At 72.9% G+C, this 13,844-nt stretch carries 13 protein-coding genes; 7 read left to right on the top strand and 6 right to left on the bottom strand.

Going from position 1 to position 13,844, the window contains the following annotated elements:
- The first annotated feature begins 17 nt into the window (after nt 1-17).
- Together WBQ80_RS11935 and WBQ80_RS11930 are read left to right on the top strand one after the other, a co-directional pair.
- The gene (locus WBQ80_RS11935; protein ID WP_336571757.1) at nt 18-902 is read left to right on the top strand and encodes a bile acid:sodium symporter family protein; all 885 of its coding nucleotides are present in this window, start codon (nt 18-20) and stop codon (nt 900-902) included.
- Nucleotides 899-2,680 carry a lipase family protein gene (locus WBQ80_RS11930; RefSeq protein ID WP_336571758.1) on the top strand — a complete coding sequence of 594 codons (1,782 nt, stop codon included), beginning with the start codon at nt 899-901 and terminating at the stop codon, nt 2,678-2,680. Before WBQ80_RS11935 ends, WBQ80_RS11930 begins: the two co-directional genes overlap by 4 nt.
- Here WBQ80_RS11930 and speB read toward each other — a convergent pair.
- Nucleotides 2,664-3,617: an agmatinase gene (gene speB, locus WBQ80_RS11925; RefSeq protein ID WP_336571759.1), complete on the bottom strand. Its 954-nt coding sequence runs from the start codon at nt 3,615-3,617 to the stop codon at nt 2,664-2,666. The two genes, WBQ80_RS11930 and speB, sit on opposite strands and share 17 nt — an antisense overlap.
- A gap of 193 nt (nt 3,618-3,810) precedes the next feature.
- Between speB and WBQ80_RS11920 the strand changes: the two genes are divergently transcribed.
- Nucleotides 3,811-4,485, top strand: a complete 675-nt coding sequence (locus WBQ80_RS11920) for a type 1 glutamine amidotransferase domain-containing protein (protein WP_336571760.1) — start codon at nt 3,811-3,813, stop codon at nt 4,483-4,485.
- Nucleotides 4,486-4,495: 10 nt separating this feature from the next.
- Here WBQ80_RS11920 and WBQ80_RS11915 read toward each other — a convergent pair whose 3' ends face one another.
- Both WBQ80_RS11915 and WBQ80_RS11910 read right to left on the bottom strand, forming a co-directional pair.
- Nucleotides 4,496-5,383, bottom strand: coding sequence for a LysR family transcriptional regulator (locus tag WBQ80_RS11915; RefSeq protein WP_337282565.1), 888 nt, complete (start codon nt 5,381-5,383; stop codon nt 4,496-4,498).
- Between the two features lie 38 nt (nt 5,384-5,421).
- On the bottom strand, nt 5,422-6,165 hold the full coding sequence (locus tag WBQ80_RS11910) for a formylglycine-generating enzyme family protein (RefSeq protein ID WP_336571763.1): 744 nt from the start codon (nt 6,163-6,165) through the stop codon (nt 5,422-5,424).
- A gap of 53 nt (nt 6,166-6,218) precedes the next feature.
- Between WBQ80_RS11910 and WBQ80_RS11905 the strand changes: the two genes are divergently transcribed.
- On the top strand, nt 6,219-7,136 hold the full coding sequence (locus WBQ80_RS11905) for a methyltransferase family protein (RefSeq protein WP_336571764.1): 918 nt from the start codon (nt 6,219-6,221) through the stop codon (nt 7,134-7,136).
- A 92-nt stretch (nt 7,137-7,228) separates the two neighbouring features.
- Nucleotides 7,229-8,656, top strand: a complete 1,428-nt coding sequence (locus WBQ80_RS11900; RefSeq protein ID WP_337282564.1) for an APC family permease — start codon at nt 7,229-7,231, stop codon at nt 8,654-8,656.
- Between the two features lie 73 nt (nt 8,657-8,729).
- Here WBQ80_RS11900 and WBQ80_RS11895 read toward each other — a convergent pair whose 3' ends face one another.
- A complete protein-coding gene (locus WBQ80_RS11895) occupies nt 8,730-9,629 on the bottom strand; it encodes a lytic transglycosylase domain-containing protein (RefSeq protein ID WP_336571766.1) in 900 nt (299 codons plus the stop codon).
- Between the two features lie 113 nt (nt 9,630-9,742).
- A complete protein-coding gene (locus WBQ80_RS11890) occupies nt 9,743-10,156 on the bottom strand; it encodes an acyl-CoA-like ligand-binding transcription factor (protein WP_336571767.1) in 414 nt (137 codons plus the stop codon).
- Nucleotides 10,157-10,164: 8 nt separating this feature from the next.
- Between WBQ80_RS11890 and WBQ80_RS11885 the strand changes: the two genes are divergently transcribed.
- A complete protein-coding gene (locus WBQ80_RS11885) occupies nt 10,165-11,154 on the top strand; it encodes an SDR family NAD(P)-dependent oxidoreductase (protein ID WP_336571768.1) in 990 nt (329 codons plus the stop codon).
- A gap of 39 nt (nt 11,155-11,193) precedes the next feature.
- On the opposite strand, the gene WBQ80_RS11880 is transcribed toward WBQ80_RS11885, so the two are convergent.
- Nucleotides 11,194-11,670 (bottom strand): DNA alkylation repair protein, encoded by a 477-nt coding sequence (locus WBQ80_RS11880; protein WP_336571769.1) that lies wholly within the window; start codon nt 11,668-11,670, stop codon nt 11,194-11,196.
- A 142-nt stretch (nt 11,671-11,812) separates the two neighbouring features.
- Between WBQ80_RS11880 and WBQ80_RS11875 the strand changes: the two genes are divergently transcribed.
- Entirely contained in the window at nt 11,813-13,798 is a 1,986-nt protein-coding gene (locus tag WBQ80_RS11875) for an amino acid transporter (RefSeq protein WP_336571770.1), read from the top strand.
- Nucleotides 13,799-13,844 lie beyond the last annotated feature (46 nt).

Here is a 13,844-nt window from a genome sequence, read left to right as displayed (position 1 = left end):
GGTGGCGAGGAGCGGACATGGACATCCTGTCGATCGTCTCGACCGTGATCCAGGCGACCGTCGCCATCACGGTCTTCGGGTACGGCCTCTCCGCACAGCCCGACGACCTCCTGTCGGTGCTGCGTCGTCCTCGGGCCCTGTTCGTCTCACTCGTGGCGATGTTCGTCGTGATGCCCGTTCTCGCCCTCGCGGCCCATGTCTACCTCGACTTCCCGCATGCGGCCGAGGTGGCGCTCGTCGTGATCGCGCTCACGCCGATCCCGGCGCTCCTGCCGCGCACCGAGATCGGCTCCGGCGGCCGGGCCCGCTACGCCTACGGGCTCGCGTTCGCGGTCGCGCTGGTCTCGCCCGTCCTCATCCCGATCCTCTCCGACCTCATCGGGCGCCTCATGGACCGCCCGTTCGGCCTCTCGCCGCTCACCATCGCGAGCGCGATGCTCGTCCAGGTGCTGCTGCCGCTCGCGGTCGGATTCGTCGTGGGGCGCCTGTGGCCGGTCTTCGGGGAGCGGTTCGGCGGCCGGCTCGTCGGCGTCGCGAACAGCCTGATGCTCGTCGCGCTGCTCGCCCTGCTCGTGCTGGTCTTCCCCGCGGTCCTCAGCGCGCTCTCGCTCGTGACCCTTGTGGTCATGTTCGCGTTCACGGCCTCGGGACTCGCGGTCGGCCACGCGCTCGGCGGCCCCGACCGCACCGACGCCGTCGTGCTCGCGATCGCCTGCGCGAACCGCAATCCCGGCCTGGCGATCGGACTGGCCGCCTCGATCTTCCCGGCCGAGAGCTTCGCCGGCACGGCGATCATCTATGCACTCGTCTCGAACGTCGCCGTGACGCTGTACACGCGCGTGCAACGCCGCCGTGCCGCGGAGACCGGCGAGCGGGCCCCCGCCTCCGAGGAGCACGCATGACGAACAGGATCGAGACGTGGTTCGCCCGCCTTCCGCGGTGGGTCCGCGGCGTCATCGGCATCGTGGCCGTGCTCCTCGGCGCGGTCATCCTGACCCGGCCGACGACGTCGCTGGGGGTCCTCGCGATCCTCATCGGCGCGGGCCTGATCCTGAGCGGCATCCTCGAGCTCGCCGGTGGGGGCGATCCCGACGACGAGGAGCGGATGCCGCGGTGGCGAGTGGTCACGGCGATCCTGTGGATCCTGGCGGGCCTGTTCGTCCTCGTGTTCCCCGGCCTCACCGTGCGCACGGTCGCGCTCGTCGTCGCCGTCGCCCTGGTCGTGAACGGCGTGCTGTCTCTGGTCGCGGCGTTCCGGCGCGGCGCGACCTGGGACGCCCGGATCGCCGCGAGCCTGCTCGGCGTCGCCGGGATCGCGTTCGGCTTGCTCGCGCTCCTCTGGCCCGACATCACCCTGCTCGTCGTCGCCGTGGTCTTCGGCGCGCGGCTCATCATCATCGGCCTGCTGCTCGTGTGGCACGCGGTCCGGGGCACGCGACCGAAGCCCCGGGACGCCGCTGAGCCGACGGGGCTCCGCCGCTGGACTCGGACGATCGCGGCGGTCGTCGCCGTGCTCCTGGCCGTGATCGCGGGATCCGTGAGCGCGACCCTCCGTGGCGGCTCCCCGGTCGTCGACGACTTCTACGCGGCACCGCGCGATGTGCCCGGCGAGCCCGGGCGCCTCATCCGGGCCGAGCCGTTCGAGCGCGGGGTGCCCGAGAACGCCGTCGCCTGGCGCATCCTCTACACCACCACCGATGAGGAGGGCGAGCCCGCGGTCGCCAGCGGGATCGTCGTCGTGCCCGCCGAGGGCGAGGACTTCCCGGTCATCGACTGGACGCACGGCACGACCGGGTTCGCGCAGCCCTGTGCGCCGTCGCTCGCCGAGGAACCGTTCGAGTCGGGTGCGCTGTTCCTGCTCCCGGACGTGATCGACAACGGCTGGGCGCTCGTCGCGACCGACTACCTCGGGCTCGGGACGCCCGGCCCGCACCCGTACCTCATCGGCCGGCCGAGCGCGCACGCGGCGATCGACGCCCGCCGCGCGGCATCCGAACTGGAGGAGGCGAAGCTCGGCGAGCAGACCGTCGTCTGGGGGCACTCGCAGGGCGGCGGCGCGGCGCTCTGGACGGGGGCGCTGGCCGACGCGTACGCACCCGAGCTCGACCTCGCGGGCGTCGCAGCCCTGGCGCCGGCGTCGAACCTCGCCGGGCTCATCGAGAACCTCCCGAACGTCACGGGCGGGTCGATCTTCGAGGCGTTCGTCATCGCCGCCTACACCGCGATCTACCCGGATGTCACCTACCGGGAGTACGTGCGCCCGGGCGCCGAGGTCACGGTGCGGCGGATGGCCGAGCGCTGCCTCGCCGAACCCAGCAGCTTCGTGTCGGTGCTGAACGTGCTGGGCCTCTCGCGCGACCCGGAGATCGGATCGGCCGACCCGACCACCGGCCCCTTCGGCGAGCGCCTCGTCGAGAACACGCCGCCGCCCACGATCAGCGCCCCGCTCCTGCTGGGCCAGGGCGCGGCCGACCAGCTCGTCGTGCGCGCGGCGCAGGACGCCTACGTCGAGGACCTCTGCGCGGCCGGCCAGCAGGTCGACTACCGCGTGTACGCGGGTCGCGACCACGTGCCGCTCGTCGAGCCGGACTCGCCGCTCGTGCCCGAGCTGATCGAGTGGACCGCGGCGCGGTTCGCGGGCGAGCCGGTCGAGCCCGGCTGCGTCACGTCCGAGCGCTGAGGCCCATCAGCGTCAGCAGTTCCCACGCGGCGTGGGCGGCGGCGAGGCCCGTGATGCCCGCGTGGTCGTAGGCCGGGGCGACCTCGACGACGTCGGCGCCGACGACGGGCAGCTCCGCGAGGCCCCGGAGCACGGCGAACAGCTCGCGCGTCGTGATGCCTGCGACCTCGGGCGTGCCCGTGCCGGGCGCCTGCGACGGGTCGAGCACGTCGATGTCGATCGAGACGTAGACGGGCCGGGAGCCGACACGGCGTCGGATGTCCGCCGCGATGTCCTCCATCGGGCGCCGCTGGAACTCCTCGCTGCGGATGAGCTCGAAGCCCGCGCGCCGGTCGTCGTCGAGCTCGTCCGGCCCGTAGACGCCGCTCCGGATCCCCACGTGCTGGCAGTGCTCGAGGTCGAGCAGCCCCTCCTCGGCGGCGCGCCGGAACGGCGAGCCGTGCCAGAGGCTCGCGCCGTGCAGCACGTCCCAGGTGTCGAGGTGCGCGTCGAAGTGGACGACGGCGAGCGGGCCATGCGCTGCCGCCGCCGCGCGCAGGAGCGGCAGCGCGACCGTGTGGTCGCCGCCGAGCGCGAGGACCCTCGTACCCTGCCGCACCAGTCGGTCGGCCCCCGCGTGGATGCGCTCGACCGCCTGCGCGATGTCGTACGGACCCACCGCGAGATCGCCCGCGTCGACGACCTGCTGGTCGCCGAAGGGGTACGTCTCGTGGAACTGGTGGTACGGATGCAGCTGGCGCGAGTGCTCGCGGATGTGCGCCGGGCCGAACCGCGCGCCGGGCCGGAAGCTCGTGCCCGAGTCGAACGGGATGCCGACCACCGCGAGGTCGGCGTGCTCGACCTCCTCGAGCCGCGGCAGCAGCGCGAACGTGGCGATGCCGGCGTACCTCGGCATCTCGGGATCGTTCCGCTGGCCGATGATCTCGCGCTTCGCCACGGTCGGCTCCTCCTCGCCTCGTCGGTCGACCGGGCTCACGCGGCCCGGCCGTCACCGCATCGTGTCACAGGCGGGTCCCGCGCCATCGGAATTCCGATGGCCCGCATCGACCGTCCGGTTGGTTCCGGATGGCGCCGCCTCCGTACCGTCGACATGTCCATCCAGAACCGAAGCGAACGAGGGAGACAGTCCGATGACCGAGAAGCGAGTGCTGCTGGTGCTGACGAGCCACGACGACCTGGGCGGCATCCGGAGGACCGGATACCACGCCGGCGAGGCGGCGCACCCCTGGCGGGAGTTCGCGAACGCCGGGTTCGCCGTCGACATCGCGTCGATCGCCGGCGGCATGCCCCCGCAGGTCGGCCGTGACGAGTCGGACGCCGCGCAGAACGAGTTCTTCGCCGACGCGTCGATCGCCGCCCAGCTGGCCGACACCCCGAAGCTCGCCGACGTCGACGCGTCGCGCTACGACGCCGTGCTCTTCGTGGGCGGGCACGGCACGATGTGGGACTTCCCGGACGACGCGGCCGTGAACGCGGTCGGCCGCGCCGTGTACGAGCAGGGCGGCGTGGTCGCCGCGGTCTGCCACGGCCCCGCGGCGCTCGTCGGCATCACGCTCGGCGACGGCACGCCGCTCGTCGCCGGGAAGCGCGTGGCCGGGTTCACCAACGCCGAGGAGGCCGCGGTCGAGCTCACCGAGGTGGTCCCGTTCCTCCTCGCCGAGGAACTCGAGGCGAAGGGCGCCACGCACGTCCCCGGTCCGGACTTCACCGAGCAGGTCGTCGTCGACGAGCGGCTCGTGACGGGCCAGAACCCGCAGTCGGCGACCGGGGTCGGCCGCGAGGTCGTGGCGCTCCTGTCGGCCTGACCTCTGCCGGTCAGGCGCGCAGCATGGCGTGGAGTCGCTGCGCCGCGGCATCCGTCGCGGGGTTCGCCCCCGGACGCGACCGGCGCCTGGCGAGGTACACCGTGTTGAGCGGCGGGTCGGCCGGTCCGACGGGATCGACGAGCCGGCCCGCCGCGAGGTACGGATCGGCGAGGTAGGTCGGCAGCACGGTCATGCCCACGCCGTCGGCCGCGAGTCCCGCGAGCACCCGCAGGTCGGGCACGATCGCGGCCGGCCGCAGGCCGGACGGGCGCCGGTCGAACACGGAGCGCCAGTACCGTCGGATGATCGGCAGCTGCTCGCCGTACGCGACGACCGGTACTGCGTCGGGATCGTCGCGGAACGCCCCGAGGAGGGCGGGCGGCACGACGAGCACGAACCGCTCGTCGAACAGTGGCGCGAACTCGATCCCGCGGATGCGCGGCTGCGTGGTGCTCACGACCAGGTCCAGCTCCGCGGCTTCCAGCGCGGCCAGGAGCTCCGGCGTCTCGCCGAACCGCACCCGCACGTCGAGCTCGGGATCCGCCCACTCGCGCAGCCGCGGCAGCACCACCGTCGAGAGGAACTCGGCCGGGCCGCCGAGGACGACGGTGTGCGCGCCCGCTCCGGCACCGGTCGCATCCGACGCCGCCTCCACGGCGGCGTCCATCGCGCCGCCGATGCGGGCCAGCAGCGCCCGGCCGCGGCTCGTGGGCGTCACCCCGCGCGGCGTGCGGTCGAACACGCGATAGCCCAGTTCGCGCTCGAGCGCCTGCAACTGGGCGGAGACCGTCGACTGGGTCAGGCCGAGCTCGTCGGCTCCGCCGGTGACCGACCCGGCGCGCGCCACGGCGACGAACGTCGCCAGTGCGTCGAGCGACGTCCTCCGGATCGGCGGCATGTCGTGATCCTACGGCTCGGCCGCTGGCTCGGCGCGGCTCAGCGTCGCGGGGTCCACCCGAACGGCAGGGGCCCGTCGATCGCGGCGCGCTCGAGGTCGGCCTGCGCGGACCAGCCCTGCGCGGCATCCGTCGCGTCGAACCCGCCGCGCGCGACCCGCACGCCGACGTCCTCGTGGTGCATGCGCGGCGCACCGCCCCGTCGCGTCGACGCGCGGACGCTCCACGCGTCGTCGGCGAAGCCGCCGCCGCGGAAGACCCGGTAGTCGTCGTACCGTGCGGGGTCGAGCAGGTCCCAGCACCACTCCCACACGTTGCCGAGCGTGTCGAACAGGCCGTTGAGGTTCGGCAGCCTGCCGCCCACATCCTGGGGCGTCGACACGCCGTCGGCGCTGGTCCATGCGATGTCGGGCAGCGGCCCGTAGTGCGGCCCGGTCGAGCCCGCCCGGCACGCGAACTCCCACTCGGCCTCGGTCGGCAGTCGGTACCCGTCGGCGTCGACGTGCCAGGTGACCTCCTCGCCCTCGAACGTGTACGCCGGGTCGAGTCCCTCCCACTCCGACGCGGCGTTGCAGAAGCGGATGGCGCGCAGCCAGCTCACCCCGGTCGCGGGCCGCCGCGGGTGCGTCGCCGTCTCGCCGATGAGCTCGGCGAGCTGCTCCTGCGTGACGGCGTACACCCCGATCTCGAACGGCTCGAGCTCGACGGTCCAGCGCACCTTGCGGCGGGCGTCGTGCAGGGCCACCGTGCCCCCGGCGATGCGCGCGAGCTCCAGGTCGGTCATCGGGGCAGTCTGGCACGGCGAGCGGGTGCGGCGCCCGATGCTATGGTTCGGCCATGCTGGGGCGCTGGTACTTCGCCGCGCAGGCGGTCGCCGGCGGCGCCTGGTGGATCGCGGTGTTCGCCTCGCCGGTCGTGCGCGAGGCCACTCTCGGTCGACTGGATCCCGTCCTCGTCGCGGTGCTCGACGTCCCGCTCTTCGTCCTCGCCTCCGCGGTGGCGGCCTTCGGCGTGCGGTCCGCCGCGGCCGTCGCCACCGCTTGGACCGTGCTCGTGACGGCGGGCCTGACGATCTACGGCGCGCTCACCGGGGAGGCGGGCTGGGGCATCCTGCTCATGGCCGCCGCCACGGGCGGATCCACGATCGCGCTGTGCCTGATGGCCTGGGGCCGGGTGCCGACCGAGTGGATCACGTCCCGCGGGCCGTTCGCGTTCCGGCCCGCGGACTCGCGGGCGCCCACCGCCGCGCACGTCCTGGCCACGGCCGCCCAGATCGTGGTGTTCTGGGGCTTCTTCCTGGCGGTCGTGCCCCTCGTGCTGAGCGCCGCGGAGCAGCATCTGCGGCTGGCGGTGCCCTTCCCCCCGGGGGCGCGAGCGGCGGGCGTCGTCGTGTTCCTCCTTGCGAGTGCGCTCGGAGTGTGGTCGGCGGCGGTGATGTCGACGCGCGGCGGCGGCACCCCCCTGCCCGCGGCCATGACGAACCGGCTGGTGATCGCCGGCCCCTACCGCTCCGTGCGGAACCCCATGGCGTTGGCGGGGATCGTGCAGGGCGCCGCGGTCGGGCCGATGCTCTCGTCGTGGCTGGTGATCGCGTACGCGGTCGCCGGGTCGCTCGTGTGGAACTTCGCGGTGCGGCCACTCGAGGAGTCCGACCTCGAGGCGCGCTTCGGCGACGACTACCGGCGCTACCGCGCCGCGGTCCGCTGCTGGTGGCCCCGGCTTCCGCTCGCGACGGTTCGCCAGCATGGCGAATAGGGCGCCCGCAGTTTCGACACCGTGTCGGTCCTGTCGGCCGCGCCGGTGACGTAGCGTCACCCCGCTCGACAATGGCGACGACAGGATCCACCATGACCACTTCCGCACTCGCGGCCCACCCCACCCGGCTCCGGCGCTCACTCGGCCTCTGGTCCATCGTCGGCCTCGGCCTCGGCTACATGACGCCCATGACGGTGTTCGACACGTTCGGCTACGTCTCCGACGAGAGCGGCGGCGTCGTGCCGCTCGCCTACCTCTTCGCGCTCGTGGTGATGCTCTTCACCGCGATCAGCTACGGCCGGATGACGCGGGTCTACCCCTCCGCGGGGTCGGCGTACACCTACGCGTCCGAGACGATCCACCCGAACGTCGGCTTCCTCGTCGGCTGGACGGCGCTCCTCGACTACCTGCTCCTCCCGCTCGTGAACGCGCTGCTCGTTCGCCAGTACTTCGAGTCGTTCTTCCCCGACGTCTCCGGCTGGGTCTGGGTCGGCGGCTACGTCGCGCTCATCACGCTGCTGAACCTGTGGAGCATCACGTCGACCTCGCGCGTCAACGCCGCGCTCCTCGTCTTCCAGGTCGTGCTCATCGGCGTGTTCGTGATCCTCGCGTGGGGCGCGCTGCAGCAGGGCGCGGGCAACGGCACCGCCTTCAGCATCGAGCCGCTGTACCACGCGAACGTGCAGATCGCGACCGTCATCAGCGCGGCCACGATCGTCTGCTTCTCCTTCATCGGGTTCGACGCGATCACGATGTACACCGAGGAGGCGAAGGACGCGCACACCGTGCCGAAGGCGATCGTGCTCGCGCTGCTCCTCGGCGGCCTGATCTTCTTCACCGCCGGGTGGTTCGCCCAGTCGCTCTTCCCCGCCACGGAGGGCTTCACCGAGGGCACCGCGCTGCCGGAGATCGCGTTCTCGGTGGGCGGCATGCTGTTCCAGATCTTCTTCGTGTCGGCGGCGATCGCCGCGGCGGCCGCGTCGAGCCTCGCCTCGCACGCGAGCGTCTCGCGCATGATCTACGTCATGGGCCGCAACGGCACGGGCCCGATCTCGCGCCGCCTCTCGTACGTGCACCCCCGCTTCCGCACGCCGGCGGTCGCCGTCGTGCTCGTCGGCATCGTGTCGCTCGGCGCCGCGATGGCCGACCTCGACTTCGTCTTCTCCCTCATCAACTTCGGGGCGCTCATCGCCTTCACGGTCGTGAACCTCGCCGTGATCATCCACTTCGCGATCCGTCGCCGCGAGGTGACGACCGTGAAGCAGGTCGTGCGGAACATCGTGCTCCCCGCCATCGGCGTGGTGCTCACGATCGTGCTCTGGCTCAACGTGAGCGGCGACGCGATGACGTACGGCCTGCTCTGGCTGGGGATCGGCGTCGTCGCGCTGCTCGTCATGACGCGCCTGTTCCGCCGCCGGCTCCGGATGTCGCTGGAGGAGGACGCCGTCATCGCCGAGGGCGACGAGGGCGCCGACGCGCTGCTCGAGGAGGACCGGCAGCGGCTCGCCGCAGGCGAGTAGCCGCGGATCGGGAGGCGCCGTCCGCGTGTCGACGCGGGCGGCGCCGTCGCCGTGCACGCCGTGGCGGAACGACCTAGCCGATCGCCGCCGCGTACTCGTTCGCGACCCGCGCCACGTCGTCGACGTAGTCGTCGTCGTGGTTGTACGAGAAGACGGCGGCGCGCCACCCCTCGGAGCTCCGCATGGGGCCGGACGCGCACAGGTAGCGCGCCGTGGTCTGGGCGGCGTCGTCGATCTGGTGCGGGTCGGCGAGCCCGTCGCCGTTGCCGTCGGTGCCCCATTCGGCCCACGTCGACGGGATGAACTGCATCGGCCCCACCGCGCGATCCCACGTGGCGTCCCCGTCCAGCAGGCCGCCGTCCGTGTCCTCGATGCGCGCGACGCCGTCGCCGTCGAGCGCTCGCCCGATGATCGCCGGCAGCGCGGTGCCGTCCTCGCCGAGCGTGGCGTCGCCGTGGCGCCCGTGGTCCGACTCGATCGCTCCGATGGCGGCGATCGTCGCCCAGTCGACCCCGCAGTCGGGGTCGGCCTGCGCGACCAGGCCGTGCGCGAGGGCGTACGCCGACAGCGCCCGTTGCGGGATGCCCGTGGCCGCCGCGGTCTCGGCCGTCCAGTCCGGGTCGATCGGGCCGGTGTCGGTCCCCGTGACGACCGGCGGCCCCGTGACGTCGGCCTGGGCGTCGTCGGCCGGAGGACCCGGCGGTTCCGCCGCGGCATCCGGTTCGAGCGGTTCGACCAGCGGCGGCATGGCCACCCGCGGGCCGTGCGCCGGCCCCGAGGCGAATCCGCCCGGGTTCGCGGCGGTGCCGAACACGCCGGAGAAGGCGATCACGCCGACGATCAGCGCGACGACGCCAACCACGAGTCCGACGTAGGCGCCCACGTGCACCGCGACCTGCCACGCGGTGGGGCGGGCGCGGCCGGGATGACGCTCGCCGAAGTCATCGGCGAAGGAATCGTCATCCCAGGTCATGGGTCGGCCGCTCCGGTGTTGGCACAGGTTCCGAGGCGGCGACGTCGGTGGACGCTCGACGCCTCGGCGGCGACGCGTGAGCGCCACCGGGTCTCAGGCTACCCCCGCCGCGCTCAGCGGGGAACCGGCCGGTTCATCGCATCGGGCACCTTCGGGAAGCGGCGCTCGACGTGGTCGCGCAGCGAGGTGGCGTCGTCGCGCTCGAGCCATTCGTGGAGTGCGCCCGTGTACAGGGCGAAGCCGATGGCCGCGAGGATCTCGGCGTCGTCGCGGTCGAATCCCCGGTCGCGCAGCGCGTCGACGACCGCGCCCTGCCACCGCGCCTGCTTCGCGAGCTCGCGGCCCGTGAGGCCGACATCCCGTTCGATGATGCGCTGCCGCTGCTGCAGCCGGGGGCGCCCGGGTTCCATCCGATCCGCGAGGGCGCCGAGCGCTGCGCGCATCATGCCTCCCGCGTCGGCGGCGGTGCTGTCGGCGATCGACGAGACGAGGGCCGGCAGCAGTTCGTCGTCGTCGGCGAAGAGCACCTCGTCTCATGACACACTCTGACATCAATCCGCCCACGGTGCTGCTGACCGGTCCCACGAGCGGGATCGGAGCGAGCATGCTCCGCCACCTCGTCCGCCATCCGTCCCGGCCCCGCCTCGTGCTGCTCGGCCGCGATCCGGCGCGACTGGATGCCGCGACCGCCGTCGCGCGCGAGGCCGGCCTGACGGCGCACGGCGTTCCGGCCGACCTCGGCGACCTCGATTCGGTGGGCCGCGCCCTCGACGAGGCCCGGCGCCTGATCGACGACCGGAGCGCCGGGGCCGTCGACGCGGCCGTCCTCAACGCGGGCGCGCAGTACACCGACCGCCGACGCCACGGCGCGCAGGGCTGGGAGCTCACGTTCACCGTGAACGTCATCGCGCAGCACCTCCTCCTGCGCGGCACCCGGCCGCTGCTCGCGCCCGGCGCCCACGTCGTGCTGCTCGGCTCATCGACGCACCGCGGCAAGCGCGCGTCGTTCAACCTCGTGCCCGACCCCGTCTGGCAGACGCCCGCCGACCTCGCCACCGCTGCGCCGCCCGCGACCGGCGCCGAGCGGTTCGCCGACGAGCGCGAACAGGGCGGCATCGCGTACGCGTCGAGCAAGCTCGCGCTGGTCACCCTTTCGCATCGCTGGGCCGAGCGACTCGGCGCCGAGGGGCGACGGCTCAACACCTACGACCCGGGCCTCGTCGCCGGCACGGGGCTCGGCCGCGACATGCCCGGATACATGTACTGGGGGTGGCGTCGGCTCATGCCGGCGATGAGCATCCTGCCCGGGGCGACGACGCCGACCACGACGGGCCGGCACGCGGTCGAGCTGGCGCTCGGCGACGTGCACCCCGACCTGCACGGCGGCTACGTCGAGATCGGCCGGGTCACGACCGCGGCGCCGAGCACGCGGCTGCCGGCCCGCCAGGCGGAGCTGTGGTCGTGGCTCGAGCAGGTGACCTCGCCGTTCGTGCCGCGATGGGCGATCGACGAGGTGGCGCGGTGAGCCCGGCCGGGGCCCGGCGCCCGGCGTGCCGAGCCGAGATCACAGCAGCGACGCGGCCCGTCGGAGGGTCGGTGCCGTCTCCGTCGCCCACCGGGCGACGATGCGTCCGGCCCGGTCCGACTCGCGGCGGTCGAGCCGCGCCAGGAGCGGCCCGACGACGTCGTGCACCAGCGGATCGACCAGTTCCGGCACCCGGGCATCCCGCAGGAACCCCTCGAGGCGGGTCAGGTCGCTGACACGGAGCAGGCCCACGCGCCCCTGAAGCAGCACGACGGCCGCGAGCCGACGCTCGTAGACGGGCTCCGACCAGAGCTCGGATGCCAGGGCGGTCACGTCGTCGTGTCCGAGGCCGGGATGCCGGCGGTGCAGGTCGCGGACCGTGCCGCGAACCGCTCCGACCGAGGCGCCCACGAAGCGCAACCCACCGCCGATCCGACCCGCGTGCTCGGCGGCGCGCTCCTCCGACCCCTCGGCGTGGAGGGTGCGGTCGACGAACTCGGCGGCCGGTGAGGGCATGCTCCGATTCTGCCCATACGGATCCCTAACGCATCCCGGCCGATCGCTCACGGACCTCGTGCGCCTGCGGCGGCGCGGCCGCACCGGGCCGGTGCGAGGATCATCCGGTCGGCTGGAACGTCGAGGACGGGAGGGATGCCGGATGCCGGTGGTGGAGTGGGATCGGTTCGTGTTCCCGGCGAGCGTGCCGGGCCCGCAGCCCTCCCGACCGACGGCGCCGTTCACGCGCTGGCTGTTCGAGCACACCGTGCCGCCCGCGGGGCCGGAGACGGCCGAGCGGACCGCCGAGCAGAGTCCCTGGTGGAAGGTCATGTGCCTCACCGGCGTCGACTACTTCTCGACCCTCTCGTACCTGCCGTCGATCGCGGTGCTCGCCGCCGGGGCCGTCTCGCCGATCGCGACGCTGCTGATCGTCGCGCTCACCCTGCTCGGCATGCTGCCCATGTACCGTCGCGTCGCGAAGGAGAGCCCGCACGGGCAGGGCTCGGTCGCCATGCTCGAACGGCTCCTGCCGTTCTGGCAGGGCAAGATCTTCGTGCTCGTGCTGCTGGGCTTCGTGGCGACCTCGTGGATCGTCACGATCACGCTCTCGTCGGCGGACGCGACGGTGCACCTGCTCGAGAACCCGCTGGCTCCCGAGTTCCTGGACGGGCAGGCCGTCCCCGTGACCGTCGTCCTCCTGCTCATCCTCGGCGGGGTGTTCCTGCTCGGCTTCCGCGAGGCGGTCGGGGTCGCCGTCCCGCTCGTGCTGGTCTTCCTCGGGCTGAACGCGATCATCATCGTCGAAGGGATGGCACGTCTGGTCGCCGACCCGGTCTCGGTCGAGCAGTGGTGGTCGGCGCTGACCTCCAGCGGTGCCGGATGGGGCGGGATGATCGTGCCGGCGCTGCTCGCGTTCCCGCTGCTCGTGCTGGGCCTGTCCGGGTTCGAGACGGGCGTCAGCATGATGCCGCTCGTCGCGGCGAAGGGCGACACTCCCGTGCGACGTCAGGCGTCGCGCATCGGGAACACCCGCAGGCTGCTGACGACCGCCGCGGTCATCATGAGCGCCTACCTCATCAGCAGCAGCCTGGTGACGACCGTCCTGATCCCGAGTGAGGCGTTCCAGCCCGGCGGCGAGGCGAACGGCCGCGCGCTCGCCTACCTCGCGCACGAGTTCCACGGCGAGGCGTTCGGCACGATCTACGACCTCAGCAGCGTGCTGATCCTCTGGTTCGCCGGGGCCTCGGCGATGGCGGGGCTGATCAACATCGTGCCGCGGTACCTTCCCGCCTACGGGATGGCACCGGAATGGAGCCGTTCGGTCCGTCCGGTCGTGCTCGTCTACACCGCCATCAGCATCGTCATCACGATCGTCTTCAAGGCCGACGTCGATGCGCAGGCCGGCGCCTACGCGACGGGCATCCTGGCGATGATGGTCTCGGCGTCGTTCGCGGTGCTCGTGTCCGCCATCCGGAAGCGGCAGCGGGCCGCGTCCGTCGGATTCGCCGCGCTCACCGCGATCCTCGGCTACGCGCTCATCGCCAACGAGATCGAGAAGCCCGAGGGGATCGTCATCTCGCTGTGCTTCGTCCTCGGCATCGTGGTCGTCTCGGTCGTCTCACGACTGTCGCGGACGACCGAGATCCGCGCCGACCGCATCGAGTTCGACGACGCCGCACGCCGCTTCATCCAGGACTCGCTCGCCTACGACTCCCGCCTCAACATCATCGCCAAGCGGCCCGGTGCCGGCGACGACGCCGAGTACCGCGAGAAGGAGGCCACGCAGCGTCGGCTCAATCCGGTGCCGGGGCCCGCGGACGTGCTGTTCCTCGAGATCGACATCGTCGATCCGTCGGAGTTCCGCGAGCACCTCCACGTCCGCGGCGTCGAGGTCGACGGCCACCGGGTGCTGCGGGCCCAGAGCCCGGCGGCGCCGAACGCGATCGCGGCGATCCTGCTGGCGATGCGGGATGCCGCACGCATCCGGCCGCACGCCTACTTCGAGTGGTCGGAGGGCAATCCGCTCCTGCACATGCTCCGGTACATCCTGCTCGGCCGCGGCGACACGGCTCCGGTCGTCCGCGAGATCCTCCGCGAGGCCGAGGTCGATCCCGAGGCGCGGCCGGTCATCCACGTCGGCGGGTAGCGCGCCGACGCGGCCCTCCGCTGGTCGGCGCGCCGACGCCGCTGCG

This window comes from Agromyces sp. CCNWLW213, assembly GCF_037199545.1.
GTDB lineage: Bacteria > Actinomycetota > Actinomycetes > Actinomycetales > Microbacteriaceae > Agromyces.
This window is presented reverse-complemented; position numbering and strand designations above follow the sequence as displayed.